Here is a 26,155-nt window from a genome sequence, read left to right as displayed (position 1 = left end):
ATCTCGCCAAAGCGCTACCATGGTCCCATGAGCACCCCGGAAGCCGTCATCGGCCAGCGCGAGCTCCGCAACGACAACGCGGAGATCATGCGCCGGGTCGAGGCGGGCGAAAGCTTCACCGTGACCCGCAACGGGAAACCGGTCGCCGACCTGGTGCCGCACCTCGGCCCGGTGGACCGCGGCCGGACCCTGCGCGAGGTCCAGGTGAGCTTCGGGCGGCTGTCCCCGATGGACAGTGCCGAATGGCGCCGCGAGCGCGAGGCGGCCGACGGGGTCTTCGGCGAGGACGACCCGCTGGTCACCGAGGGCGGGCGGTGAGCCCCGTGCCCCGGGTGCTGCTCGACACCTGCGCGGTGATCGACCTCGAACGGCTCGACCTGGGCCCGTACGCCGAGGCCCGTCCGGCCGTGAGCGCGGTGACGGTGGCGGAGCTGGGTTACGGGCTGGACGTCGACGACCCGATCGGCCGCCGGGACCGGACCGAGCGGTTCTACGCCGTGCTCGACCACTTCGAGGTGCTGCCCTTCGACACCGCCGCGGCCAAGGTGTACGGCACCATGGCGGCCCTGGTCCGCCGCGGCGGGCGCAACCCCCGCCCCCGCCGGATGGACCTGCAGATCGCCGCGACCGCGGCCGTGCACCGGCTGCCCCTGCTGACCCGCAACGGCAAGGACTTCACCGGCCTGGAGCGGCTGCTGCAGGTGGTCGACCTCTGAGCCGGACCGCCGCTCGGACCGCGAACAAGCCCCGGCCCGGCCGTCTCCGGAAAGCCGGGGCGGGCGCCGGTGCACGACGCGCCGCCCCGGCGGGGGTTCAGGCCGTGGGCACCGACGCGACGCCCGGCGCGAGGAACGGCTTGCCGTTCACCCGCTCCGAAACGCCCGAGCGGTCCAGGCACGGCGTGATGCCGCCGTTCCAGAACGGCCAGCCCGCGCCCAGGATCAGGCACAGGTCGATGTCCTGGGCTTCGGCGACCACACCCTCGTCCAGCATGATGCGGATCTCCTCGGCGATCGCCGCCAGCGCGCGCTCGCGCACCTGCTCGGCGGTGGACGGCGAGTCACCGCGCGTCCACAGCCGCTCCACCTCGGGGTCGATCGACTGCTTCCCGGCCGCGTCCCAGGTCCAGACGCCCTTCTTCCCCGCCTGCACGAACTTGGCCAGGTTCTCGCTCACGGTGAAGCGGTCCGGGTACGAGCCGTGCAGCGTCTCGCCCACGTGCAGGGCGATCGCCGGGCCGACCAGCTGCATCAGCGTCAGCGGGGACATCGGCAGGCCGAGCGGCTCCAAAGCGGAGTCGGCGACCTCGAACGGCGTGCCCTCGTCGACCGCGACCAGCACCTCACCGAGGAACCGCAGCAGCAGCCGGTTGACCACGAACGCGGTGGCGTCCTTGACCAGCACGCTCGACTTCTTGAGCTGCTTGCCGACCGAGAACGCGGTGGCCAGCGCCGCGTCGTCGGTCTTCTCGCCGCGCACGATCTCCAGCAGCGGCAGCACGGCCACCGGATTGAAGAAGTGGAAGCCGACCACGCGCTCGGGGTGCTGCAACCGGGAAGCCATCGCGCTGATCGACAGCGAGGAGGTGTTCGTCGCCAGGATCGCCTCGGGCGAGACGTGCCGCTCCAGCTCGGCGAACACCTGCTGCTTCACGCCCAGCTCCTCGAACACCGCCTCGATCACGAAGTCGGCGTCGGCGAACGCGGCCTGGTCGAGCGAGCCGGAGACGAGCGCCTTGAGCCGGTTCGCCCCGTCCGGGGACAGGCGCTTCTTGGCCAGCAGCTTGTCGATCTCCTCGTGGACGTAGCCCACGCCCTTGTCCACGCGCGCCTGGTCGACGTCGGTGAGCACGACCGGCACCTTGAGGCGGCGCACGAACAGCAGTGCGAGCTGGCTGGCCATCAGGCCGGCGCCGACGATGCCGACCTTGTTCACCTTGCGCGCCAAGGACTTGTCCGGGGCGCCGGCCGGCCGCTTCGCGCGCTTGTTGACCAGGTTGAACGAGTACAGCCCGGCCCGCAGCTCGTCGGACATCAGCAGCTCGGCCAGCCCGTCGGTCTCGGCGGCGTACCCGCGGTCGAGATCGCCGGCGCGGGCCAGCTCCAGCAGCTCCACGGCCTTGGTGGCGCCGGGCGAGGCGCCGTGCGTGCGACCGTCCACGATGGACTTCGCCCGCGCGATCGCGCTGTCCCACTCCGCGCCGCGGTCGATCTCCCGCCGCGCCGGGGTGAGCTCGCCGTTGACCACCTTCGCCAGCCACAGCAGCGACTGTTCGAGGTAGTCGGCCGAGCCGAGCACCACGTCGGTGAGGCCGAGCTCGGCCGCCTTCGAGACGTTCAGCATCTTGTTCTGCGCCAGCGCGTTCTCGATGATCACGGTGACGGCGGCGTCCGGCCCGATCAGGTTCGGCAGCAGTTGCGTGCCGCCCCAGCCCGGGAACAGGCCGAGGAAGACCTCCGGGAACGCGATCGCGGCGGTGTTCTCCGACAGCGTCCGGTAGTGGCACGACAGGGCGAGCTCGAGCCCGCCGCCCATCACCGCGCCGTTGATGAAGCCGAAGGTCGGGATCTTCGATTCGGTCAGCCGGCGGAACACGTCGTGCCCGGTCTGCGCGATCCGGCGCGCCAGGTCCGGGTCCGCCACGGCCTCGATCCCGGACAGGTCGGCGCCGACGGCGAAGATGAACGGCTTGCCGGTGACCGCGATCGCGGCCGGCTCGGCCTCGAAGGCCCGGTCCAGCGCGGCGTTCAGCGACACCAGTCCCTGCGGGCCGAAGGTGCTCGGCCGGGTGTGGTCGTGCCCGTTGTCCAGGGTGATCAGCGCGACCGCCCCGGCCAGCCCCGGCACCTTCACCAGGTTGGTGACGGCGGTGGTGACCACCTCGTCCGGGAACGCGGCCTTCGCCTCGTCTGCGGTGAAAGTCATGGCTTCGTCCCCTCGAACGCCGGGTTTTCCCAGATCACGGTGCCGCCCATGCCGATGCCGATGCACATCGTCGTCATGCCGTAGCGGACGTCGGGGCGCTCGGCGAACTGGCGCGCGAGCTGCGTCATCAGCCGGACGCCGGAGGAGGCCAGCGGGTGGCCGCAGGCGATCGCGCCGCCCCACCGGTTGACCCGCGGGTCCTCGTCGTCGAGGCCGAAGTGGTCGAGGAACGCGAGCACCTGCACCGCGAACGCCTCGTTGATCTCGAACAGGCCGATGTCGTCGATCGACAGGCCGGTGCGCGCGAACAGCTTCTCGGTCGCTGGCACCGGGCCGATGCCCATGACCTCCGGCTCCACCCCGGCGAAGGCGTAGCCGACCAGCCGCATCGCGACCGGCAGGCCCAGCTCGCGGGCGGTCTCCTCGTCGGCGAGGATCGCGGCGGTGGCCCCGTCGTTCAGCCCCGCGGCGTTGCCCGCGGTCACCCGGCCGTGCGGCCGGAACGGCGTCTTCAGCTTGGCCAGCTGCTCGACGGTCGTGCCCGGGCGCGGCGGCTCGTCCTCGGTCGCGAGTCCCCAGCCCGCGATGCTTCCCGCCGCGGGCGAACCGGCCGCCGGGGCACGGGTGGCGACCGGCACCAGCTCCGGGCCGATCTTGCCGGTCTTGACGGCCTCGGCGTAGCGCTCCTGGCTGCGCGCGGCGTAGGCGTCGGTGCGCTCCTTGGTGATCCCGGGGAACCGGTCGTGCAGGTTCTCCGCGGTCTGGCCCATGACCAGCGCGGTCGGGTCGACCAGCTTGTCGGCGATGATGCGCGGGTTCGGGTCCACGCCCTCGCCCATCGGGTGCCGGCCCATGTGCTCGACCCCGCCGGCGATGGCGATGTCGTAGGCGCCGAAGCCGATCCCGCCCGCGGCGGTGGTGACGGCCGTCATCGCGCCCGCGCACATGCGGTCGATGGCGTAGCCCGGCACCGATTTCGGCAGCCCGGCCAGCAGCGCGGCCGCGCGCCCGATGGTCAGGCCCTGGTCGCCGATCTGCGTGGTCGCGGCGATGGCGACCTCGTCCACCCGCTCCGGCGGCAGCTCCGGGTGCCGCCGCAGCAGCTCCCGGATGGCGTTGACGACGAGGTCGTCCGCGCGGGTCCCGGCGTACATGCCTTTGTCGCCCGCCTTGCCGAAGGGGGTCCGTACCCCTTCGACGAACACGACGTTCCGTACCCCTCGCGCGTTCGGCGCAAGCGGCGGCGTACCTGGTGCGGCCACGAATGCTCCTGAAGTAGACAGAAATGCTGACCGCAGGGTAGCCCTTGTTACCCGCCGGTAACCAGGGGAGTGGCCCGGTCGAGTGGGCGACGGCACACGGGTGGGGCCGAACCCGGACCCGGCCGCGGTCGCCGAGCCGTCAGCCGCATGGGGCGCACCGCGCGCACGCCGTGGAAGCAGCCGGGCAACGGCGCGAGGCCCGGCCGGGCAGGCCCGGGAGAACCGGCCGCCACCGGGCCCGCCCATCGCGTGGGCCCTACCGCGCTGAGCCCAGGTGGTCGCGGGCCGGATCGTCCGCACCGGGCTTTCCGCGGGAGCGGCTCGCCCGGCCGCCGCTAGACCTTGGCCTCGCGCAGCCGCCGCAGGGTCCGGACGCCGAGCTGGAACGACTGCGCGCCCAGCCGCAACGGGCCGAGGGCGGCGCGCAGGGGAGCGTAGACGGCCTCCTCGTACTGCCCGGTGCCCGCGAGGAACCCGGAGACCGAGGTCTCGACCGCGGCCAGCCGGTCCAGGTCCCCGGCGAGCTGCGCGTACTCGGCGCGCGCCGACTCGGCCTGCTCCAGATCGCCTCGCACGGCCAGGTCCCGCAGGTAGGCGCGCACGGCCGCCTCCACCTCGGCGGCGGCCAGCTCGAAATCGGTGCCGATCCGGCGCGCGGTGACCGCCAGCGGCCCGATCCGCTGGGCCTCGGCCGCCCGGTCCGCCCGGCTCTGCCCACCCGCCCGCCCGTCCGTGACCAGTGCGGTGATCGTGCCCAGGACCGTGTCGAACTCCCGGGCCCGGCTCGCGACCAGCCCGCCCAGCTCGCCCATCCGCCGCTCGAAGTCGCCTCCGCCGGGCTCCGGCGCGCCGGGCCAGGTGAGCCGCCTTTCCGCGTTCTCGACCGCCTGGATCAGCTTGCCCGCGACGATCTTGACCGTGTCCCGGAACCGCGCGCTCCCCGCCCCCGCGACCACGGCGTCCTGGATGTCGACGTACTGCAGCTTCTCGATGACCCGGATGCACGCGTCGTCGCTGTCCTCGGTCAGGAAGTCGTGCCCGGCGATGATCAGCGGGAGGATCAGGTCGGTCAGGCCGAGCTCCTTCGCCCGGGCGTAGAAGGCGAGCAGCTCGTCTCGGCAGGCCGGGCTCTCCAGGAAGTAGTGCATGGTCACGACGGGGATGAAGACCGTCGCCGCGTCGAGGCCCTCTTCGATGCCGCGCCGCCAGTCCTGACCCCAGGTGATGGTTTCGCGGTCGACGAACAGGTCGACCTTGCGGCCGTGGCCCGCCGCGCAGTATTGCTGCAGCTTCTGCCGGAGCGGGGTGATGAAACCGTCGAAGAGGCTGTCGTCCTCGTGCGTGAAGCTCAGGAAACACCGGACCGCGGGCCGGTCGGACACGAACTCGGTCACGCGCACCTCCACTGGCTGGTCCCGCCACGGTAAGCCGCGGCCGGCGAGCCGGAACAGCCGTGACGGGAAGCTGACCGGGAACTGTCGAGTCCTGGAGTCCGCGCGTTGGCCGGTCGCGAGACCGGTCTCCCGAAAAACCTGCTAGGAGGCGACCGCCTGCAGCGCCTTGGCCAGCGCGGCCGTCGTGAGCTCGACCTGCCAAGGACGCGCACCGCCCGCGCGCAGGGTTTCGGCGACCGCGTCCTCCGACACCGTGGCCGGTGGCCGCCAGCAGGTGCGGCGGACCAGGTCGGGCAGCATCAGGTTCTCCACCGGCAGCCGCCGCTCCTCGGCGATGGCCGCGAGGGCGGCGCGGGCCGCGGACAGGCGGGCCGCCGCGTCCGGGTCCTTGTCGGCCCAGCGGTTGACCGGCGGCGGGCCGTCGTTGGGCTGGGCCGCCGCCGGCAGTTCGCCGGCCGGGAGCGCCTTCGCCGCCTGCAGGTGGCGCAGCCAGCTCGCGGTGTACTTGCGCTGCACCCGGCCGCTGAACACCGGCAGGGTCTGCAGTTCCTCGACGGTCTTCGGATCGGCCGTCACGGCGTTGATGATCGCGCTGTCCGGCAGCACCCGGCTCGGCGCGCGGTCGCGCTTGCGGGCCAGCTCGTCCCGGGCCTGCCACAGCTCGCGCACGGCGGCGAGGCCGCGCGGGCTGCGGATCTTGTGCACCCCGGAGGTCCGGCGCCACGGCTCGGCGCGCGGCGCGGGTGCAGGGGCGGTGCGGACGGCCTCGAACTCCTGCCGCGCCCACTCCAGCTTGCCCTGCTCCGCCAGCTCCCCTTCGAGCCGTTCGCGCAGCTCGTTCAGCAGCTCGACGTCCAGGGCGGCGTAGTTGAGCCAGTCGACCGGCAGCGGCCGCTTCGACCAGTCCGCGGCGCTGTGGCCCTTCTCCAGGGTGTACCCGAGCAGCAGCTCGACCAGCGTGCCGAGCGCGACCCGCTCGTAGCCCGCCAGCCGTCCGGCCAGCTCGGTGTCGAACAGGGATCGGGGGTGCAGGTCCAGCTCGGCCAGGCACGGCAGGTCCTGGGACGCGGCGTGCAGCACCCACTCGGTGTCGTTGAGGACCTCGCGCAGCGGCGCCAGCTCGCCTTCGAGCGCGATCGGGTCGACCAGCACCGTGCCGGAGCCGGCCCGGCGGAGCTGGACGAGGTAGGCCTTGGGCCAGTAGCGGTAGCCGGAGGCCCGTTCGGTGTCCACGGCCACGGCGCCGGTCCCGGCGGCGAGCCGCGCGCACGCTTCGGCCAGGGCGGCCGCATCGGTCACCACGGGTGGGGTGCCTTCCGCGGGCTCACGTAGCAGTACAGGTGATCCGGCGGCCTCGGTGGGGTGGTCTCCGGTCCGGGCGCCGTCCGCCTGTGCACTGCTTTCCATGGGTGAGGACCCTACGGGACGGGCGTACCGCGCCTGGTCCGCCCGTCCCGCAGGGACTTCGTTCGCCTTCGTCAGCGGATCACACCGGCTCGCATGGCCAGCGCGACCATCTGGGCCCGGTCACCCGTGCCGAGCTTGCGCCCGATCCGGGAGAGGTGCGACTTGACGGTGAGAGCGGAGAGCGAAAGCTCCTCCCCGATCTCCTTGTTGGACTGCCCGTCGGCGACGAGCTGCAGGACCTCGACCTCGCGGGCGGACAGCTCGCGCGGGGTGTTGTCGGTGCCCGCGACCCGCGTGCCGGTCGCCAGGACCGGGGCCACGCTCGGATCGGCGTACACGCCGCCTTCCAGGACCCTGCGCACGCCGTCGGTCACCACGACCGGTGAAGCGGACTTGAGCAGGTATGCCTGGGCACCGGCCTGGAACGCCGACCTGACCGCGTACGGGTCGTCGGACGATGCGAGCACCACCACACGAGGCCAGCCGTGGCTACGGAGTTCCGTAACCAGCTCGATGCCGCTGCCGTCCGGCAGTCCGAGATCGAGGATCGCCAGGTCGCACGGCCCGGTGGCCTGCGCTCGCGCCCTCGCCTCGGCCACCGTGGCGGCCTCGTGGACGGTACCCGCACCCATCTGTGCGAGTCTTGCTGCGATTGCCTCCCTCAACAGCGGGTGGTCATCGACCACCAGCACGGAAAAAAGCTCTTCCCGCGGATGCGGAACCATGCTCGCCGGCAAAGCACCGGCTGGCGTGGATCGAACGGCCTGAGATAAGCCGACGGTAGCCACGTCACTACCTCCCTGGAGTCGGTCGTGCCCCCCGACCGGCACCGGGACTTTCGGCCGTTCAGCCGCGCCAGCTTTAGACCGAAAGTGGTGTCGTCGAAGGCACTGTAGCCGCCCTGCGGCCGTTGCGGGGGGATCGAATGGGTATCTATCTGAAACCGCTCGTCACTCAGGGAATTCGTTGTAACACGATCGGGCTAGTACCGAGCTGCTCGCTAACGCATCGGCCCACCGGGGCGATGCAACAGAGTTACCGGAGCCGAAACGGTCGTGCAGATGGGCCGTGCAGCTGCGGATGCTTCCGCCCGGATGCTCCGGAGCCGGTCGGCCAAGGCCCGGAAAGCGGCCCCGGCCGGGGCAAGATCATCTTTATTCACGTTTGCCCGGGCGGTCCCGCCGCTGCGCTCGGTGACCGCCGCGGCCCTCGGCGCCGCCCCGGCCGGCGGCACTGCGACCGTGACCAGGGGATGACGCCGGGTGATCAAGGGGTCTTCACCAAAGTGAACGTCCGCCCGTGCTAGCCCGTGCGGCCCCAGGTGGAGGGACGTGAAACGGCCTCAGGATCGCGGGCGGTGCGCTCCCGGTCCGCAGTTGTCCAGGCCACGCGGAGGCCGGTCAGGGCCTGCTCAGGGCGCGGAAGGCTGGTTCGCGGTCGTCCCGACCGGGTGAAATCCCGGAATCAGGAGCTCTGACGCTGCTCGAACAGCGTCACGCCGACCGGCGGCAGGCCCACGACGCTCGCCATGACCTGGCAGAACGCGTACCCGTGGGATTGCAGCGCCGCGTCGGTGGGCGTCCAGGAAGCCCGCAGCTCCAGGTCATCGGTGCGAGCCGGTTCGGCGATGTCGCCGAAGCGGGCCGAGGAGGTCTCGGTGACCGTGCCCCCCAGCGCGGTCCAGCTCGCGCCGGACGCCTCGAGCGCGTCGGTCAGCCACGACCAGCCGACGCCCGGCAGGAACGGGTCGGTGGCCAGCTCGTTGTCCAGCTCCGCCCGCACGTACACGACCACGCGCAGCACCCCGTCCCAGCCCTCCTGGCCGTCCGGGTCGTGCAGCAGGACCAGCCGCCCGGACGCGAGCACGTCGGCCGGACCGGACACCTCGCAGCTCACCGCGTACGACCACGGCGCCAGCCGCTGGGGCGCGCGCATGGTCTCCAGCTGCACCTCCGGACGGGGCCGGACGGACTGCAGCGCCGCGACGGCTTCGCGGAAGAGCTCGGGCACTGGCGTCATCGCGGTCACAGAACGACTGTAGGGCGGCCAAGCCCGGTTGCGGACGCAGGCGCGCCGAGGGACCCCCGACCGGCCGAACCCCCGCGATGACGACGTTGTCGACCCGTTCCCGCCGATCTTGGGCGGCCTGGTGCTGGTGGGCGCCTCAGGGGCTATTCACTCCGGTTGTAGTGGTCTGGGAGAGCGCACTACAACCGGAGTAAAGGGGCGTGGGGTCCCGGCCGCGAAGGGGGCATCGGTCCGGGGCGGGCTGGGCCACGAGGGGCACCCCACCTCCCACCGCCGGCCACCACCCGGCACCGCCCCGCCCCGGCCGGGTGGGAGGCGGGTGGGACGATGGAACCCGTGCCCCAGCTTCCTCCCTCGCCTGCCCCGACCCGTCGTGACCTCGGGGAGTCGCCGTTCCTGGCGGCGGCCCGCGGGCAGCGGCCGGACCGCACCCCCGTCTGGTTCATGCGCCAGGCCGGACGTTCGCTGCCGGAGTACCGCAAGCTGCGCGAAGGCGTGGCGATGCTCGACGCGTGCTTCGATCCCGAGATGTTGGCCGAGATCACGCTGCAGCCGGTCCGGCGGCACGGCGTGGACGCGGCCATCCTGTTCAGCGACATCGTGGTGCCGCTGAAGGCGGCGGGCGTGGACATCGACATCGTGCCGGGCACCGGGCCCGTGGTGGCCGCGCCGGTGCGCGACACCGCCGCCGTGCGGGCGCTGCCGCTGCTGGAGCCGGAGCAGGTGGCGCGGGTGGCCGAGGGGATCGGGCTGCTGGTGGAGCGGCTGGGACCGACGCCGCTGATCGGCTTCGCGGGAGCGCCGTTCACGCTGGCCAGCTACCTCATCGAAGGCGGGCCGAGCCGCAACCACGAGCACACCAAGGCGCTCATGCACTCCGAGCCCGCGCTGTGGCACGAGCTGGCGGGCCACCTCGCCGACATCGCGCTGACCTTCCTGCGCGCGCAACTCGACGCGGGTGCCGACGCGATGCAGTTGTTCGACTCGTGGGCGGGGGCGCTGTCCGAGCGCGACTACCGCGAGTTCGTCCTGCCGCATTCGGCGAAGGTGCTCTCCGGCGTCGCGGACTACGGCGTGCCCCGGTTCCACTTCGGTGTGGGCACCGGTGAGCTGCTGGTCGCGATGCGCGAGGCCGGCGCGGACGTGATGGGCGTCGACTGGCGGATCCCGCTGGACGAGGCCGTGCGGCGGCTCGGCGGCTCGGCCGTGGTCCAGGGCAACCTCGACCCGGCGCTGCTGCACGCGTCGTGGCCGGTGCTGGAGGCCGAGGTCCGCCGCATCGTCGAAGAGGGCCGTGCGGCCCGCGGACACGTGTTCAACCTGGGCCACGGCGTGCTGCCCGGCGTCGAGCCCGAGGTGCTGACCCGGGTGGTCGAGCTGGTGCACTCGCTGTGACCCGCCGGGTCGCCGTCGTCGGCGGCGGCATCTCCGGGCTGGCCGCGGCCCACCGGCTGCGCGTGCTGCTCGGCGACGAGGTCGCGATCACCGTCTTCGAAAGCACGTCCGCGATCGGCGGCAAGCTGCGCACGGCCGAAGTCGGCGGTGTCCCTTACGACGTCGGCGCCGAGGCGTTCCTGGTGCGGCGGCCGGAGGTGACGTCGCTGGTGGCCGAGGCCGGCCTCGGCGAGCGTCTGGTGCACCCCACGAAGGCGCGCGCGAAGATCCACGCCGGCGGCACGGTCCTGGGCCTGCCGCCGGGCACGGTGATGGGCGTGCCCGCGTCGGCCGATTCGGTCGCCGGGGTGCTGTCCGAGCCCGGCCGCCGCGCCGTGGAGGAGGAACGCTCGCTGGGACCGGTGGACCTGGCCGGCGACGACGTTGCGCTCGGCCCGCTGCTGCGCCGCCGGTTCGGCGACGAGCTGGTGGACCGGCTGGTCGACCCGCTGCTCGGCGGGGTCTACGCGGGGGGCGCCGACGGCCTCGGCCTGCGCGCGACCATGCCCGGCCTGGCCGAAGCCGTCGCCGCGGGCGCGGGCTCGCTCACCGAGGCGGCGGCTTCGCTGCTGCCCGGGACGCCGGGCCGTCCCGCGCCGGTGTTCGGCACGCTGGCCGGCGGTCTGTCCGGGCTGCTCGAACGGCTGCTGGAACTGTCCGGCGCGACCTTGCGAACGTCCGCGACCGTGCGCGCGCTGACCCGGACCGCCACGGGCTGGCGGCTCGACTTCGGGGCAGCCGCACCGGCGCACGCGCCCGCGGACACCCCGCTGGAGGTCGACGCGGTGCTGCTCGCCGTGCCCGCGCCGGCCGCGCGTCGGCTGCTCGCCGACGTCGCCCCAGCCGCGTCGACCGCGTTCGGCGAGGTGGAGCTGGCGTCCATGGCCGTGGTCGCGCTGGCGCTGCCGCCGGGTACGGAACTGCCGGACGCGTCGGGGATCCTGATCGGTGCGGGGGAGCGAGACGCTTCGGGCGTGCCGTACGCGGCGAAAGCGTTCACCTTCTCTTCCAACAAGTGGGCGCACTACAGCGGCGCGGGCCCGGTCCTGGTCCGCGGTTCCGTCGGCCGTTTCGGCGAGCCCGGCGCGCTGAACGGCGACGACGCCGGCCTGGTCCGGGTGGTCCGCGACGACCTCGCTCGGCTGACCGGCGTGACCGCCGAACCGGTCGACACCCTCGTCACGCGCTGGGGTGGCGGGCTGCCGCAGTACGGCGTGGGGCACCTCGGGCGGGTCGAGCGGATCGAGCGCGCGGTCGCCGGGGTGACGGGTCTCGCTGTGGCGGGCGCCACCCTGCACGGCGTGGGGCTGCCCGCCTGCGTCGCCACCGCCGACGCCGCCGCGCGGCGGATCGCGGACCAGCTACGGGACTGAGTTGTCCACAGGCCGGGCGCTCGCGGGCGGGTTGTCCACAGTCCGGCGGAGGCGCTTGGCGCCCGGGCATCGCGCAGTGCCAGGATGGAGGCATGGCGCGGCTGAACTACAACGAGCTCAACGACAGCATCCGTTACACCACCTGGTCGGTCTTCCGGGTCGAGCCGGGGCGGCTGGGCGAGGACCGCGGCGCGGCGGGCCGCGAGACCACCGAGTACCTCGAGGGGCTCGAGGCCAAGGGCGTGGTGGTGCGCGGGGTCTACGACCTGGCCGCGCTGCGGGCCGACGCCGACTACCTGATCTGGTGGCACGCCGAGGAGATCGAGCAGGTGCAGGCGGCGTACGCGGGCTTCCGCCGCACGCCGCTGGGGCGCGCCTCGACCCCGGTGTGGAGCCAGACCGCGCTGCACCGGCCCGCGGAGTTCAACAAGAGCCACGTCCCGGCGTTCCTCGCGGGCGAGCCGGCCCGCAAGTACGTCTGCGTGTACCCGTTCGTCCGCTCCTACGAGTGGTACCTGCTGCCCGACGAAGAGCGCCGCAAGATGCTCGCCGACCACGGCAAGGAGGCGCGGGACTACCCGGACGTGCGGGCCAACACCGTGGCCTCCTTCGCGCTCGGCGACTACGAGTGGATCCTGGCCTTCGAGGCCGACGAGCTGCACCGCATCGTCGACCTGATGCGCCACCTGCGCGGGACCGAGGCGCGGCTGCACGTGCGCGAGGAGATCCCGTTCTACACCGGCACCCGCGTGCCGCCGGCCGAGCTCGTCGCGGCCCTGCCGTAACCGCCGCCGTGGAAGACGTGCTGGCCGGGGTCTGGCAGACGCTCACCGGCGATGCACTGCCGGCCGCCGGCGTCGGCGGTGACGAAAACGTGTTGCCCGGCCCGTTCCGGGTGGCGGCGGCGGCCACGTCGTCGGTCGCGGCCGCCACGCTCGCGGCGGCGGAAATGCTGAAGCTGCGCGGTATCGAGCCCGGCGTGGTCGGGGTGGACGCGCGGCACGCCGCGGCCGCGTTCCGGAGCGAGCGGCACCTGCGGGTGGACGGCGAGCCCGCTCCGGATCCGTGGGGTCCGCTGTCCGGTGACTACCGGGCCGGCGACGGCTGGGTGAAGCTGCACTGCAACTACCGGCGGCACGAGGCCGCGGTCTGCTGGGCCCTGGGCGTGCCGGCGAGCCGCGAGTCCGTGGCGAAGACGGTGGCGGCCAAGACCGCGGCCGAGGTGGAGTCCGCCGTGGTGGCCGCGGGTGGCGCGGCGGCGTTGATGCGCTCGCGCGAGGACTGGCTCGCCCACCCGCAGGGCGAGGCCGTCGCGGACCTCCCGGTGGCGGAGCTGCGGCGGATCGGTGACGCGCCGAAGCGGCTGCTGTACGACTCGGACCGGCCGCTGGGCGGGGTCCGGGTGCTGGAGCTGACGCACGTGCTGGCCGGCCCCGTCGCGGGCCGGGTGCTGGCCGCGCACGGCGCGAACGTGGTGCACGTCGGTGCGGCGCACCTGCCGCGCATCCCGGTGCTGACGATGGACACGGGGCAGGGCAAGCGTTCCTCGTTCGTCGCGCTGGACACCGAGGGCGGCCGGGCGCGGTTGAAGAAGCTCGTCTCGCGGGCCGATGTGCTGGTGCAGTCGTTCCGGCCGGGCGCGCTCGCGCGGATCGGTTTCGGCCCGGAACAGCTGGCCGAGCTGCGCCCCGGGCTGGTCATCGCCGACCTGTCGGCCTACGGCTGGCAGGGCCCGTGGGCGCGGCGGCGGGGTTTCGACAGCCTGGTGCAGCTCTCGTCCGGCATCGCGGAGGAGGGCGCCCGCGTCGCCGGCGCCGACGGCCCGGTTCCGCTGCCCGCACAGGCCCTGGACCACGCCACGGGCTGGCTCGCCGCCGCGGCGGTCATGACGGCCCTTCGCCGCACCGTGACCGAGGGCGGCACCTGGCAGGCCCGGCTGTCATTGGCAGGCACGGGGCGCTGGCTGGACTCGCTGGGGCGCAAGGAAAGCGTGACGTCCGAAGTGGACTTCTCCGACCTGCTGGAGGACGTGGACAGCGACTTCGGCCGAATGACCCGGGTGAAGATGGCGGGGGTGCTCCCGGGCGCGCCGCCGCACTGGGACCACGCCTCGCACCGGCCGGGGGCCGATACCGCGATGTGGCACCTGCCGTAGGAATTCCGGGCGGGCGGGCGGGCCGTGCCATGGTCATTCGGCCGAACTGGCCCGGCTGGGTTCGTGCGGGTGACCGCGTGGGTGGTTGGCACGGCGGGGTTAGCCGATGTGACCGCGTGGATGGCTAGCACGGCGGGGTTAGCCGATGTGACCGCGTGGGTGGCTGGCGCAGCGGCGTTCGCCGGGGTGACTGCGTGGGTGGTTGGCTTGGTGGGGTTAGCCGGGGTGACCGCGTGGGTGGTTGGCGCGGCGGGGCTCGCCGGGGTGACCGAGCGAGAGGTTGGTGTGGCGGGATTTGCCGGTTGGCCAGTCCGGTGGTCCGGCGGGTTGGCCGGGGCGGCAGGGCTCGCCGGGTGGTCGAGGGGGCGGCTCGGCCAGTTGCGGGACCGGGCGGGCGGCTCGGGTCCCGGTCAGGGTTTCCAGCGCCGGAGCCGGCGGGGTTTTGGCAGTTCGCCGCGGGCGATGAGCCAGGTGGAGAAGGCGTCGGCGTACTCGCGGGCGCGCACGGTCACGGCCTTCGGGTGCTCGGCTGCGTAGGCGCCGAACAGCGGGCGGAACCGTTCGCCCAGGGTTTCGGGCAGGTCGGGCCGCAGATGGGCGACGAGCTTGCGCCGCTTGGTCAGCAGCACGTCGGCCTCGATCCGCAGCCGGACCGAGTCGAAGCCGGGCGGGGTGGGCGCGTCGGTGAGCAGCGCCTCGAGCAAGGCCGCCTGACGCGCCGCGAGATCCTCGCGGCTCACAGTTCCTCCTGGCGGGTGGCGGGGTTTTCGCCGCTCACAGTGCCACCCGGCCGGTGGCGAGGTGGCTGCCGGCCGTGGCGTGATCCGGTGGGCGGTGTGCCGGTTCCGCGGGCCGGAGCCGCGGCCAGTGGGTTCACGGCTGCACCGTGGCACGGAGGGTGGCCAGTTCGGCGATCAGTTCGGTGTCGGTGGGGTAGTCGTCGTCGCGTTCCAGGAGGACGCCGGGCGGGTCGGTGCGGCGGCACAGTTCGGCGAGCAGGTCGAGCACCGGCGGGAGCACCGGGTGGGCGTGGGTGTCGTGGTAGACGCCGTCGCGCTCGATGCCGCCGGCCATGTGCACGTAAGCCAGGCGCTCCCAGGGGATCCCGTCGAGGAAGGCGGCCGGGTCGGTGCCGACGTTGCGGGCGCTGGCGTACAGGTTCGCGACGTCGATGATCAGCAGGCAGCCGGTGCGCTCGGTCAGTTCCGTGAGGAACTGCTCCTCGGTCAGCTCGTTCTCCGGCCACTCCAGCAGCGCGGCGATGTTCTCCACCGCGAACGGTACCTCCACTATGGACTGGGCCAGCCGCACGTTCGCCACCAGCACGTCCAGCGCCTCGCGCGTGCGTGGTACCGGCATCAGGTGCCCGGAGTCGAGGCCGCCGGCGCGGACGAAGCACACGTGGTCGCTTACCAGCGGCGCGTCGAGCGCCCGGGCCAATTCGGCTAAGTGCTCGACCCGCCCGGTCTCCAGCGGCTCCGCCCCGCCCAACGACAGCGAGACGGCGTGCGGCAGGACCGGTTTCCCCCGCTCCCGCAGGGCCAAAAGGCTTTCGGGCAGGTGCGGGGCGTGCAGGTTTTCCGCCACCACCTCGACCCAGTCGACCCCGGGCATCCGCGCGATCGACCGGTCCAGCTCCGCCCGCCACCCGATGCCGATACCGAGCCGGGAACCACCGCCGCCCGGTGCTGTCGCCGGTCTGGTTCGCGCTACCGCGCCGGGGTCCTCGACCGCGCCGGCCGGGGTCGCCGGTTCGGGGCGGTCCGTGAGGCTCGGCTCAGCCACCACAGCCTCCGCCGCCGCAGGAAGAGCCGCTGCTGCAGGAGGAACCGCTGCTGCAGGAAGAGCTACTGCTGCACGACGAAGAGCCACCGGACGAGCCGCCCCCGCCGCCGGACCAGCCGCCGGACCAGCCGGGGGAGGACAGGGCTGTGCTCAGTTCCTCGTCCGGGTACATGGCGAGCCCGCCGAGGGCGACGGCGGCCGCGGCGCCGGCGAAGAGGGCGGTGCCGTGGGCGGCCGGGGCGAATTCCTCCGGGCGCTCGGCCGCGCGCAGGTCGGCTCGGGCCCGGTCGACCAGGGCTTGGCCGGCCGGAGTCGGGCGGCGGCGGCGCTTGCAGCCGCGGGCCGCGCGGGCCAGGAGGGTGAGCACGAGCGCGAGGATCAGCAGCAGGATGAGCCCGCCCACCGGACGGTCGAGGGCTATCCCGTTCACCAGCCGCACCACGCCGATCACCAGGAGCAGCCCATACGCCAGGAACACCGCCTTCCGGACTTTCATGGCCCCGTCCTCGGGCAGGAGCAGTCCACGGCGGTCCAGGTCCGCCTCGATCGCCTTCACCGCCGGGGCGTCCAGCACCCGCATCCGCAGCTCAGTGGTGGTCATGCTCCGGTTGGCGGTCTTCGCGGCGGCGTGGACCGCGCGCTCCAGCGGCTCTTGCGGGCGCTCGCCCGCCGCGCTCAGCTGGCGGTAGCTGTTCACCCGAAGCAGACCGCGTTCGACCAGCGCCGCGATCGCCGCGTCGATCGCGCGGGGGACACCGCCGGCGAGGTAGGCCAGCGGGTAGACACCGGGCATCGAACCGTCGTGTGTGGACGTCGATGGGTGGGTCCGCGCGCGGACGAGGGCCGGCAGGAACAGCTGCAGGACCACCAGCACCGCCAGCGTCAGTCCGTACAGCAGCAGGAACTGCGGTCCCGAAATACCCCACGGCTCGTTCATGGTGCGCCCCCCTCGTGCTCCGGGTCGGTGGACCCTACCCGTCCGTTTCGCCCGTTCGGGCCGGTAGAACTGACGGCGCCGAGACCCTTCCGGTTCCGTCGATCGCCGCCGCCGCAACGGTCAGGAGCACGCCGTCGGCTTGTCCGGACCCGGTCGCGGAACCGCCCTCCCCGGCGCGTGCCGTTGTGCAGCAGACACGCTTCGGGGAGGGCGGTGGTTGCCCGGTCCGGCCTCGAATCTAGGCCGGGGGTGCGGGGACGAGCTTCATGGAGATCGAGTTGATGCAATAGCGCTGGTCGGTCGGCGTTTCGTAGCCTTCGCCTTCGAAGACGTGGCCGAGGTGGCTGTGGCAGGAGGCGCAGAGCACCTCGATGCGGCGCATGCCCATGGCCCGGTCCTCGCGCAGCAGCACGGCGTCGGAGTCGGCCGGGTCGTAGAACGACGGCCAGCCGCAGTGGCTCTCGAACTTCGTGTCGCTGCGGAAGATCTCGGCGCCACAGGCCCGGCACTCGTAGACGCCAGTGGTCTTGGTGTCGGTGTATTCGCCGACGAACGGCTGCTCGGTACCGGCCTGGCGGAGCACCGCGTACTCCTCGGGACTCAGCTCCGCACGCCACTCCTGCTCGGACTTCACCACGCGGGGCGTGGTGCCGACGACGGGTTTCATACCTTTCACCCGTCCCACGTTACCCCCGCAGGAAGGTGATCGCGTGGGCCACGATGTCCCATGCGGTGACGATCACGCCGAACACGATGAGCACCACGATCAACGCGGACACCCAGTAGCGCAGGCCGCCGAGGCGGTTGCTGGAATCGGCGAAGTCGCCCACCTGGTCCAGGCAGGCCTCGACGGTGAACGTGGGCCCGGTGTGCTCCATCCGGTCCAGGTGGGCCGCGAACGCGCGGGCCTCGGGATCGTGCGGGTCGAGCCCGACGAGGTCCTCGTGGAAACGGGGATTCCAGCCCGGTGGCACAGCAGCGCTCTCGGCCATGCCCCCACGGTAGGCCATCCGGCCTGATCAGCACACTCCCGAAGCGGCGAGGGTCACTGACCCGGCGAGCTGCCCGGCCGGGGGTCGCTGCTGAGCAGCAGGGTGCCGTCCTGGGCCGCGAGGACCCGGACGATCTGCTGCATGTTCGTACCGTCGACGGTCAGGCTGATCTGGATGTCGACCGAGCCGTCCGGGTTGTTCGCCCGCTTGTAGGCCGAGGCGCCCTTGTACGACTCGGGCTTGTGCTGGCCCCAGTACGCGGTGAAGGCACCGACGTCGCCGTAGTTCGCCTGGACGCCCGGAGTCAGCATGGCCCACGCCGCGGCCGGATTGCTGCCGGCCGCGGAGTAGAACTCCACCACCCGGCCGCCGGCGGGCTGCCACGCGACGTTGCCGTTGGAGCCCGTCGGTGGAGCCGCGGAGCTCGACGGCGCGGCCTTCGAGCTGGACGCGGGCGCGGAGGTCGAAGCGGGCGGCGGCTGGACCGCCGTGGCGGGGCCCTGGTCGCCGCCGCTGCCGTTGTTCAGCACCAGGAACAGGACCACCGCGACGACGACCACGGCGGCCGCGCCACCGGCCAGGAGGGCGGCCTTGCGCTTGCCGTCGGCGGGCTTGCCGTCCGAGGAGCCGGGGGCGGCCGCGGTGGTGGCGGGGGTGCGGGGCGGTACGGGGGACCGGACCGGCGCCGGCCGCGCCGGGGCCGGCTGGACGGCGGTGACCGGGCGCGGCGGAGGCTGGTTCTGCGGCGGGGCGGCCGGCGAGCGCATCGGCGTGAAGGCGGCCGTCGGCGTGCGCGGCGGGTTCGACGGTGCCTTCTGCGCCGGGATCGGCGCGGGCGCGGCGGCCTGGGCTTCCGCGCGCTGCCACGGCGGTCGCGCGCCGAGGCGATCGCCCTGGTTGCCGGACAGCAGCATCGGGGTCATCGGCGGGGTGGGCTCACCCGCGGTCAGCGCGGCCAGGCGCTCCCGGGCCTCGGCCATGCTCGGGCGCTCGGCGGGCTCGCTGCGCAGCAGGCTCATCAGCAGCGCGGTGGCCGGCCCGGCCTGGGTCGGCGGGTTGATCTGGCCGTTCGCGGCCGCGTAGAGCAGGGCGAGCTGGTTGGTGGTGTTGCCGTAGGGCGTCTGGCCCTCGATCGCCTGGTACAGGGTGGCGCCCAGGGCGAAGACGTCGGAGCTGGGCACCGGATCGGCGCCACGGGCCAGCTCGGGGGCGAGGTAGGCCGGGGTGCCGCCGATCAGCCCGGTCTGGGTGAGGGTCATGTCCCCCGCGGCGCGGGAGATGCCGAAGTCGGTGATCTTCGCGGTGCCGGTCTCGTCGATCAGGATGTTGCCCGGTTTGACGTCGCGGTGCACGATCCCGGCGCGGTGCGCGGCGACCAGCGCCGCGGCGACCTGCTCGCCGATCCGCGCGACCTGGCCCACCGGCAGGGTGCCCTGCTCGGCCAGCACGGCCGAGAGGCTCGGGCCGTCGAGGTACTCCATCACCAGGCACGGGTCGCCGCTGTGCTCGGCGATGTCGAACACCACGATGGCGTTCGGGTGCTGCAGGCGGGCGGCGTTCTTGGCCTCGCGCATGGCCCGCTGGCGCATGTTGTCGCGCTCGGCCTCGGACACACCGGGCTGCGGCAGGATCTGCTTGATCGCCACCGACCGTTCCAGGCGCACGTCGACGGCGCGCCACACCACTCCCATGGCACCGCTACCAATGTGCTCGACGAGGCGGTAGTGCCCCGCGATCAGCTGACCGGTGTCGATGGCGACCGCTCCTGACGAAATCCCGGTGATCGTGGTCCTGCGCAGCGCGGATGGCCCTCGCGCACCCGAACGAGTGTAGCGGTCGGGCGGGCGGGGCCGTCGTCAGCCAGCCGGTGCCGGCGCCGCCGCCTCCTCGGCCCCGGGCGCCGGCGTGCGCCGGTTCACCACCCTGACCAGGCCGATCACCCCGGCCAGGGCGAAGACGCCGTAACAGGCCAGCAACGCGGGCGGCGTGTCGCCGGTCAGCGCGTCGCCGAGGATCACCACCGCGACCGTGCCCGGGACGCTACCCAGAGCGGTTCCCACCAGGTACGGGACCAGCCGGACGGACGAGACGCCGCACAGGTAGCTCAGCGGCGCGAACGGCACCACGGGGATCAGCCGCAACGACGTGATGGCCAGCGTCCCACCTCCGGAGAGCCGCTCGTCGACCCGGCGGACCGGCGCGCGGTGCAGGTGCCGGGTGACCAGGTCGCGGCCCAGCAGCCGGGCCAGCCCGAACGACAGCGCGGCGGCGATCGTGGTCGCCACCAGGCCGATGGCGATCCCGGCCACCGTGCCGACCAGCAGCCCGGCGGCGAGGTTGAACACCGTGCGCGGGATCGGCACGACGGTCAGCAGGGAGTAGGCCAGCAGCAGGAGCAGCGGCGTGGCCGGGCCGGTCGCCGCGGCCCAGCGCCGGAGATCGGCCGGGCCCGGGATCGGCAGCACCACTGCGGCCGCCGCGAAGAGGGCGAGCACGGTGAGCGCGAGGATCAGCTTGGTTCGGCCGGACACCCCCTCCACGGTAGGGCACCGGCTGGCCGCACCGTGGGGGAGGCGGGCGGCCGGGGTCCGGGGTGGGGACGCGGCCGGGTCCGGTGCCGGTGGGGTGACGGTCCGGCGGGGTACCGGGCTTGGCGTGGGTGCGGGCCTGGCCGGGGTACCGGGCGTGGCGGGGGTACTGGGCTTGGCGGGGGTATTGGGCCCGGTGGACTCGGGCTCGGCGGTGGTGACCCGGCGGGGGTACCGGGCCGGGTGCAACCGGCGCCGGAAAGCCGGTCGGGCGCCGCCGGGGCGGCTACGGTGGGCGCATGCCCAAGAACGGCGATCCGGTCGAGTACCAGGTGGGACCGCGCTCCGTGCGAGTGTCGAGCCCGGACAAGGTCTACTTCCCCGAGCGCGGCATCACCAAGCGGCAGGTGGTGGAGTACTACCTCGCTGTGGCCGAGCCGTTGCTGCGGGCGATCGGGGAGCGGCCCACCACGCTGAAGCGGTACGTCGACGGCGTCGAGGGCGAGTGGTTCTACGCCAAGCGGGTCCCGAAGGGGGCGCCCGCCTGGCTGGAGACGGCGCGGATCGCGTTCCCGTCCGGGCGCACGGCCGACGAGATCTGCCCGACCGAAGCCGCGGTGTTCGCCTGGGCGGCCAACCTCGGCACGTTCGACTTCCACCCCTGGCCGGTGCGGCGCTCCGATGTGGACCACCCGGACGAACTGCGGGTGGACGTCGACCCGCCGGACTCCGCGGGGTTCGACGACGCCGTGGCCGTGGCCGAGATCGTGCGCGAGGTGCTGGCGGACGCCGGGCTCACCGGTTACCCGAAGACCTCCGGCGGGCGCGGGGTGCACGTGCTCGTGCGGATCCGGCCGGAGTGGGACTTCATCGCGGTGCGCCACGCCGTGATCGCGCTGGCCCGCGAGGTCGAGCGGCGGGCGCCGGAGCGGGCGACCGTCTCGTGGTGGAAGGAGGAGCGCGGCGGCCGCGTCTTCCTCGACTACAACCAGGCGGCGCGCGACCGCACGGTCGCCTCCACCTGGTCGGTGCGCGGCACGCCGCGCGCCACCGTCTCGACCCCGCTGACCTGGGCGATGCTGGAGGAGGCCCAGCCGGACGACTTCGACGTGCTCACCGTCCCCGGCTTCTACGCCGAGCACGGCGACCTGCACGCGCCGATGGACGAAACGGCGTTCGGCCTGGAAACGCTGCTGGAGTGGTACGAGCGCGACGACCGCGACCTCGGCGGTGCGGAACTGCCCTACCCGCCCGACTACCCGAAGATGCCCGGCGAACCCAAGCGGGTGCAGCCGAGCAAGGCCCGGTCTGTCCCGGAATGACCCCCGTGGTCACTCCCGGTGATGTGAAGGTGGGGAATCCCACCTTCACGGCTGCATAACGTTCCCGCTGGTCAACGCCCGGCACGGGTACTGTTCGGCGAGCTCCGGGGCGGCCGGGGCCGGTTCGGGCGTGACGCGGTGGAGTGCCCTGGGGGCGGGCTGGAGGAGGGAGGCCTTTCGTGGACGACCTGATCGCGTTCCTCGCCGCTCGGGTGGGGCAGCGCCAGGCGATGATCATGCAGTCGGTGCGGAAGGCCAAGGACGGCGAGACGCTCAACCGCGGCGAGGCGAAGGCCTCGGTCGAACAGCGCGTGCGGTCGCTGGGCGACCTCGAGATCGACGTGGTCAACCAGATGGTCAACGAGGTCGAGTCGACCCGGCGGATCATGCTCGCCCACCGCACCACGGTGTCGGAGAAGGTGCCCGGCTTCCCGCTCTACGGCAGTGAGTACTGGTGCGAGACCTGTCACGTGCCCGCCGACGAGGCCGGTTCGAACTGGTGCCTCACGCTCCGGTTGCTGGCGCTGCCGTACTCCGACCACCCGGACTACAGCGAGCGCTGGCGGCCCTGACCGGGGAATCCGGGGGCGCGGGCCGGTGTTGGATCCGGGGTGACGCCCCGGATCTCCGTCCTCGACCGTTCGCCCGTCCGCCGTGGGCGGGGCACCGGAGCCGCGCTGCGTGACACGGTGGCCTTCGCCGGGGAGATCGAGGCGCTGGGCTACCACCGGTTCTGGGTTTCGGAGCACCACGGCGTGCCCGGGGTCGCGGGCTCGGCGCCGGCGGTGCTGGCCGCGGCGGTCGCCTCGGCCACCGGGCGGATCCGCGTGGGCACCGGGGGCGTGATGCTGCCCAACCACCGGCCGTTGGTCGTGGCGGAGCAGTTCGGCGTGCTCGATGCCCTGTTCCCCGGGCGGATCGACCTCGGGCTCGGCCGATCGGTCGGGTTCACCGGCGGCGTCCGCCGCGCGCTCGGGCAGGGCAAGGAGGCGGCCGGGGACTTCGGCGGCCAGGTGCGCGAGCTGCTCGCCTTCTTCCGCGGCGAAGCGGAGTACCCCGGGGTGCACGCGATCCCGGCCGAGGGCCGCCGGGTGCCCGCCTTCCTGCTGGCCACCGGCTCCGGCGCCGGGCTCGCCGCGGAACTGGGGCTGCCGCTGGTCATCGCGCCGGTGCGGGGCGAGCGCGCGCTGCTCGACGCCGTCGCCCGCTACCGCGGCGAATTCCGGTCCTCGGACCAGCTCACGGAACCGTATGTCGTCGTGTCGACCGCGGTCGCGGTCGCCGATTCCGCCGCGGCCGCGCGCCGGCTGCTCGTGCCGGAGGCCTGGGCCACGGTGTACTCGCGCGGCCACGGCGTCTTCCCCCCGCTCTCGCCGCCGGATGAGATCCTGGCGCTGCCGATGACCGACCGCGAACGCATCCGGCTCGACCAGGTTCTCGACGGTCAGATCGGCGGCACCCCGGAGGAGGTGGCCGACCGGCTGGGCGCGCTCGTGGCGGCGGTCGGCGCCGACGAGGTCCTGGTGAGCACCAGCACCTACGACCAGTCCGCGCGGGTGGAGTCGTTCGCGGCGTTGGCGGAATTGGCCGGCCTCAGGGCGCCGGCGGTGTGAAGTGCTTGGGCGGTAAGGCTTTTCCGGCGATCTCTTCGGCGATCTCGGCGGGTTCGCGGCCTTCGGTGTCGACGATCGTGGCGTCGCGGCGGAGCCAGGGCAGGGCCTCGGCGTAGGCGTCGAGGTGGTCGAGGCGCCACTGCCGGGCGTCCGGGGTCCGCTGGTCGGTCTCGATGCGGCGGCGCAGTTCCGCCGGGCCGGCGTGCAGGACGAAGTGGGCGACGGGCAGGCCGCGGGCGGCGAGGCCGTCGAAGATCTCCCGCGCGTAGGCCGCCACGAGGATGGTCTGCGGGATGACCAGCGGTCCGCCGGTGTGCTCGTGGATGCGGGCGGCGGTCTCCACGACCAGCGGGCGCCACAGCCGGAGGTGCTGGAAGTCGTCGATCGGCTCGGGGAACGGGACCCGCAGCAGGTAGCCGACGTACTCGGGGTCGAAGACCCGGGCGCCCAGCCGCCCGGCCAGCTCGGCCGAGGTGGTGGTCTTGCCCGCGCCGAACGGGCCGTTCAGCCAGACGATCATCCGAGCACCACCGGGGTGAAGCCGCCCCAGGCGGCCGGGACCGGGGCGCGGCCGGTGGCGGACCGCAGGGCCTCGTGGTCGTCCGGTCCGGCCGGCAGGGCCTGCCCGGTGAGCACTTCCACCAGTGCGCGGGTGGCCGCGACGGTCTCCGGCGGGGGTCCGTCCACCCCGGGCAGGTGCCGGACCAGGTCGAGGTGGTGCAGCGTGGCTTCGACCACGCAGACCGCCAGGAAGTCGGCGACCGTGAACACCTCGTCGCGGGTTTCCACCCGGGCGGCCGGGTCCGCGGCGGCCGCGGCGCGACCGGCGGCGGCGGCGGCGAGGTCGTCGAAGTGGTGGGCCAGCCCGCCCGGGGTGGCGTAGGCGGCCGCGCTCCGGCGGACGAACGCCGACTCCGCCTCGACCCCGGTCGGCGGCCCGGCCGGCCGCCAGTAGGTCACCGCGTCCCGGCTCGGCGCGGCGCCGGTGGTCGTGGCGAGGGTGATCAGCACGTCTTGCGCGTCGATGACCAGGTGGAACACCAGATCCTGGACGAGCCAGCCGGTGCAGCCCGAGGGCGCGGCCCACTGGCCGCCTTCCAGCGCGCGGACGGCTTCCTGCAGGGCGCTCCAGGCGCGGGGGAACAGATCCACCGCGGCACCGTAGCGAGCCCGCGCCGGTGCGGCCACCGGGTTTCCGGCCGCCGCGACCGTTCCGGCGACCTGCCTCGGCAGCGAGTGACCGCTGGTCCGGCCACTCGGGCTTCGCCGCCGGACCGCCGCGCGGCGGCTATCCGGTCTCCCGCAGCCGCAGCTGGAGTTCGGTCAGCAGCCGCTGGGCCGGATCGCCCAGGTCGAGACCCGAGACCTCGGTGGCGCGGCGCACGCGGTAGCGCACGGTGTTCGGGTGGATGCTCAGCTCCCGGGCCGCGGCGCGGGCGTCGCCGAAGGCGTCCAGGTAGGCCAGCACGGCGGGGACCAGGATGCCGCCGTGCTCGGCGTCGTGCGCGAGCAGTCCGTCCAGCCGCGGATCGCGGAGGCGGGGCCGGCCGGCCAGGTAGGCCAGCACCTCCGAGAGCAGCACGTCGGCGCGGACGTCGGCCAGGGCGGCGACCGGGTCCGGCCAGCGGCCGCGGGTCATCGTGGCCAGCACGCGGTCCGCGTCGCCTCGGGAGGCCGCCGCGTCGGACAGCCGGGGGACCACCCCGCCCAGCGCCGCGCGGACCGGCACGTCGAGGTGGCGCCGCGCCGTCGCGACGATCTCGCGGGCCAGCGCCAGCACGGCCGCCTCCGGGTGCTCGGGCAGGTCCGGCAGCAGCGCGTAGACGCGCCCGCCGAGCACGCTGACCAGCGCGGTCCGCCGGAACGCGGCGGTGTGCACAGCGATCAGGTGCACCAATTCGGCGCGGCGCAACTGCCGGTCGGACGCCACCGCGCCCGGCGAGGACAGCGCGAACGCCAGCACCTGCGCCGGGCGGGCCGGGTCGGCGCCGATCTCGCCGGCCACCGACTCCGCGTCGACGCGGCCCTCGAGCAGCCCGGCCAGCAGGTCTTCCCGCAGGCGCAGCTCGGGGCTGGGCTGCGTCCGCGCGCGGATCAGCTGCGGGGCCAGCGAACGGCTCGCGCCGAGCAGCGCTACCTCGGCCTGCTCGGTCAGCGGCTTCGCGCCCTCCTGCACCCAGATCGTGCCGAGCGGCTGCGAACCGGCGTGGATGCCGGCCGCGATGCGCCGCCGGATGCCCAGCTCGGGCCGCTCGTCGATGCGCACGATGCCCTCACCCGCGCGCAACCGCTGGTAGACCCCCCATTCGCGCAGCATCGCCAGGTACCGCTCGGGGCCTTCGCGGCCGAGGATGGACAGCCGGCGCAGTTCGTCGACCTCGTCGGAGGAGCGGGAGTAGGCCAGCACGCGGCTGGCCGTGTCCTCGATGCTGACCAGCCCGCCGGTGAGCGTCGCGACGGTCTGGGCCAGCGCGAACAGGTCGCCCAGCACCTCGCCGGTCTGCGCCTCGCCGCCCGCGCGGGCCGCGTCCACCACGCCGCGGGCCAGCGCTTCCACCTGTTCCCAGCGGGCTTCGGCGCCGACGGTGAGCAGGGCGACGCCCGCGTCCGCCGCGATCTCCGCGCCGCTCTCGCCCTTCACCGCCACCGCGGCCGCCCCGCCGCGCCCGGCCGCCCGGATCGCCGCGACCGCCGCCCGGCCGCGCGCGCCGATCACCAGCACCAGGTCGCCGGGGTGGGCCTCGGGCGGGTCCTCCGGATCGAGGATCACCACGTCCGTCACCGGCACGGCCAGCCCGCGCGGGGCCACGAGCACCCGGACGAGTGGTTCGCCGAGCGTGGCCAGCACGTGCCGCAGCGAGGTCCCGGCCACGGGCTCGGGCATCCCCGGCGTCATCGGCCCTCTTTTAGTCGATCGGACAACCCCACACCGGTGATTCTAGCCTTCCGGACAAACCCGCCGGTCGTTTCCGGCATTAGCGTTCGGGGCAACTGAACCCG

25 protein-coding genes are annotated in these 26,155 nt (G+C 73.7%); 9 read left to right on the top strand and 16 right to left on the bottom strand.

Translation table 11 applies throughout. The annotated features are described in order from the left end of the window. Positions 1–27 precede the first annotated feature (27 nt). Complete coding sequence (locus NYF13_RS24650) at positions 28–318, top strand: type II toxin-antitoxin system prevent-host-death family antitoxin (RefSeq protein ID WP_315660011.1); 291 nt, start codon at positions 28–30, stop codon at positions 316–318. Next, the gene (locus NYF13_RS24645; RefSeq protein ID WP_315660010.1) at positions 315–716 is read left to right on the top strand and encodes a PIN domain-containing protein; all 402 of its coding nucleotides are present in this window, start codon (positions 315–317) and stop codon (positions 714–716) included. The genes NYF13_RS24650 and NYF13_RS24645 overlap by 4 nt, the downstream gene beginning before the upstream one ends. Before the next feature lie 97 nt (positions 717–813). On the opposite strand, the gene NYF13_RS24640 is transcribed toward NYF13_RS24645, so the two are convergent. The 6 genes from NYF13_RS24640 to NYF13_RS24615 all read right to left on the bottom strand — a co-directional run bounded on the left by NYF13_RS24640 (position 814) and on the right by NYF13_RS24615 (position 9,016). Beyond that, a complete protein-coding gene (locus NYF13_RS24640; RefSeq protein ID WP_315660009.1) occupies positions 814–2,925 on the bottom strand; it encodes a 3-hydroxyacyl-CoA dehydrogenase NAD-binding domain-containing protein in 2,112 nt (703 codons plus the stop codon). Beyond that, entirely contained in the window at positions 2,922–4,187 is a 1,266-nt protein-coding gene (locus NYF13_RS24635; RefSeq protein ID WP_315660008.1) for a thiolase family protein, read from the bottom strand. The genes NYF13_RS24640 and NYF13_RS24635 overlap by 4 nt, the downstream gene beginning before the upstream one ends. A gap of 335 nt (positions 4,188–4,522) precedes the next feature. Beyond that, complete coding sequence (locus NYF13_RS24630) at positions 4,523–5,581, bottom strand: toll/interleukin-1 receptor domain-containing protein (protein ID WP_315660007.1); 1,059 nt, start codon at positions 5,579–5,581, stop codon at positions 4,523–4,525. A 141-nt stretch (positions 5,582–5,722) separates the two neighbouring features. Then, positions 5,723–6,988 (bottom strand): ribonuclease D, encoded by a 1,266-nt coding sequence (locus tag NYF13_RS24625; protein WP_315660006.1) that lies wholly within the window; start codon positions 6,986–6,988, stop codon positions 5,723–5,725. Positions 6,989–7,059: 71 nt separating this feature from the next. After that, entirely contained in the window at positions 7,060–7,776 is a 717-nt protein-coding gene (locus tag NYF13_RS24620) for a response regulator transcription factor (protein WP_033291604.1), read from the bottom strand. Between the two features lie 676 nt (positions 7,777–8,452). Continuing rightward, positions 8,453–9,016 (bottom strand): DUF3000 domain-containing protein, encoded by a 564-nt coding sequence (locus NYF13_RS24615; protein ID WP_315660005.1) that lies wholly within the window; start codon positions 9,014–9,016, stop codon positions 8,453–8,455. Positions 9,017–9,352: 336 nt separating this feature from the next. Here NYF13_RS24615 and hemE point away from each other — a divergent pair, with 336 nt between their 5' ends. The 4 genes from hemE to NYF13_RS24595 all read left to right on the top strand — a co-directional run bounded on the left by hemE (position 9,353) and on the right by NYF13_RS24595 (position 13,978). Continuing rightward, entirely contained in the window at positions 9,353–10,411 is a 1,059-nt protein-coding gene (gene hemE, locus NYF13_RS24610) for a uroporphyrinogen decarboxylase (protein WP_396287634.1), read from the top strand. Then, entirely contained in the window at positions 10,408–11,823 is a 1,416-nt protein-coding gene (gene hemG / locus NYF13_RS24605) for a protoporphyrinogen oxidase (protein WP_315660003.1), read from the top strand. Before hemE ends, hemG begins: the two co-directional genes overlap by 4 nt. 92 nt (positions 11,824–11,915) lie before the next feature. Next, complete coding sequence (hemQ, locus tag NYF13_RS24600; RefSeq protein ID WP_315660001.1) at positions 11,916–12,608, top strand: hydrogen peroxide-dependent heme synthase; 693 nt, start codon at positions 11,916–11,918, stop codon at positions 12,606–12,608. A gap of 8 nt (positions 12,609–12,616) precedes the next feature. Next, positions 12,617–13,978, top strand: a complete 1,362-nt coding sequence (locus tag NYF13_RS24595; protein ID WP_315659999.1) for a CoA transferase — start codon at positions 12,617–12,619, stop codon at positions 13,976–13,978. Between the two features lie 410 nt (positions 13,979–14,388). On the opposite strand, the gene NYF13_RS24590 is transcribed toward NYF13_RS24595, so the two are convergent. The 7 genes from NYF13_RS24590 to NYF13_RS24560 all read right to left on the bottom strand — a co-directional run bounded on the left by NYF13_RS24590 (position 14,389) and on the right by NYF13_RS24560 (position 20,223). After that, complete coding sequence (locus NYF13_RS24590; RefSeq protein ID WP_315659998.1) at positions 14,389–14,718, bottom strand: hypothetical protein; 330 nt, start codon at positions 14,716–14,718, stop codon at positions 14,389–14,391. A gap of 133 nt (positions 14,719–14,851) precedes the next feature. Beyond that, positions 14,852–15,637: a DUF692 domain-containing protein gene (locus tag NYF13_RS24585; protein ID WP_315660414.1), complete on the bottom strand. Its 786-nt coding sequence runs from the start codon at positions 15,635–15,637 to the stop codon at positions 14,852–14,854. 118 nt (positions 15,638–15,755) lie between these two features. Beyond that, complete coding sequence (locus NYF13_RS24580) at positions 15,756–16,700, bottom strand: TIGR04222 domain-containing membrane protein (protein WP_315659997.1); 945 nt, start codon at positions 16,698–16,700, stop codon at positions 15,756–15,758. 238 nt (positions 16,701–16,938) lie between these two features. After that, positions 16,939–17,367, bottom strand: coding sequence for a peptide-methionine (R)-S-oxide reductase MsrB (gene msrB, locus NYF13_RS24575; protein WP_315659996.1), 429 nt, complete (start codon positions 17,365–17,367; stop codon positions 16,939–16,941). Positions 17,368–17,386: 19 nt separating this feature from the next. Continuing rightward, positions 17,387–17,710 carry a hypothetical protein gene (locus tag NYF13_RS24570; protein WP_396287633.1) on the bottom strand — a complete coding sequence of 108 codons (324 nt, stop codon included), beginning with the start codon at positions 17,708–17,710 and terminating at the stop codon, positions 17,387–17,389. Positions 17,711–17,745: 35 nt separating this feature from the next. After that, positions 17,746–19,431, bottom strand: coding sequence for a serine/threonine-protein kinase (locus NYF13_RS24565; protein WP_315660413.1), 1,686 nt, complete (start codon positions 19,429–19,431; stop codon positions 17,746–17,748). Positions 19,432–19,548: 117 nt separating this feature from the next. After that, positions 19,549–20,223 (bottom strand): TVP38/TMEM64 family protein, encoded by a 675-nt coding sequence (locus NYF13_RS24560; protein WP_315659992.1) that lies wholly within the window; start codon positions 20,221–20,223, stop codon positions 19,549–19,551. 296 nt (positions 20,224–20,519) lie between these two features. On the opposite strand from NYF13_RS24560, the gene ligD reads away from it, so the two are divergent. The 3 genes from ligD to NYF13_RS24545 all read left to right on the top strand — a co-directional run bounded on the left by ligD (position 20,520) and on the right by NYF13_RS24545 (position 23,155). Then, a complete protein-coding gene (ligD, locus tag NYF13_RS24555) occupies positions 20,520–21,542 on the top strand; it encodes a non-homologous end-joining DNA ligase (protein ID WP_315659991.1) in 1,023 nt (340 codons plus the stop codon). 179 nt (positions 21,543–21,721) lie between these two features. Next, the gene (locus tag NYF13_RS24550; protein WP_315659990.1) at positions 21,722–22,114 is read left to right on the top strand and encodes a DUF6221 family protein; all 393 of its coding nucleotides are present in this window, start codon (positions 21,722–21,724) and stop codon (positions 22,112–22,114) included. Between the two features lie 39 nt (positions 22,115–22,153). Beyond that, positions 22,154–23,155 carry an MsnO8 family LLM class oxidoreductase gene (locus NYF13_RS24545; protein ID WP_315659989.1) on the top strand — a complete coding sequence of 334 codons (1,002 nt, stop codon included), beginning with the start codon at positions 22,154–22,156 and terminating at the stop codon, positions 23,153–23,155. Here NYF13_RS24545 and NYF13_RS24540 read toward each other — a convergent pair. The 3 genes from NYF13_RS24540 to NYF13_RS24530 form a co-directional block, all read right to left on the bottom strand. Next, entirely contained in the window at positions 23,136–23,675 is a 540-nt protein-coding gene (locus tag NYF13_RS24540; protein WP_315659988.1) for an AAA family ATPase, read from the bottom strand. The two genes, NYF13_RS24545 and NYF13_RS24540, sit on opposite strands and share 20 nt — an antisense overlap. Then, a complete protein-coding gene (locus NYF13_RS24535) occupies positions 23,672–24,307 on the bottom strand; it encodes a maleylpyruvate isomerase N-terminal domain-containing protein (protein WP_315659987.1) in 636 nt (211 codons plus the stop codon). Before NYF13_RS24535 ends, NYF13_RS24540 begins: the two co-directional genes overlap by 4 nt. A gap of 136 nt (positions 24,308–24,443) precedes the next feature. Continuing rightward, positions 24,444–26,051: a helix-turn-helix domain-containing protein gene (locus NYF13_RS24530; RefSeq protein ID WP_315659985.1), complete on the bottom strand. Its 1,608-nt coding sequence runs from the start codon at positions 26,049–26,051 to the stop codon at positions 24,444–24,446. Positions 26,052–26,155 lie beyond the last annotated feature (104 nt).

It is taken from the genome of Amycolatopsis sp. PS_44_ISF1 (assembly GCF_032335455.1).
Taxonomy (GTDB): Bacteria; Actinomycetota; Actinomycetes; order Mycobacteriales; family Pseudonocardiaceae; genus Amycolatopsis.
This window is presented reverse-complemented; position numbering and strand designations above follow the sequence as displayed.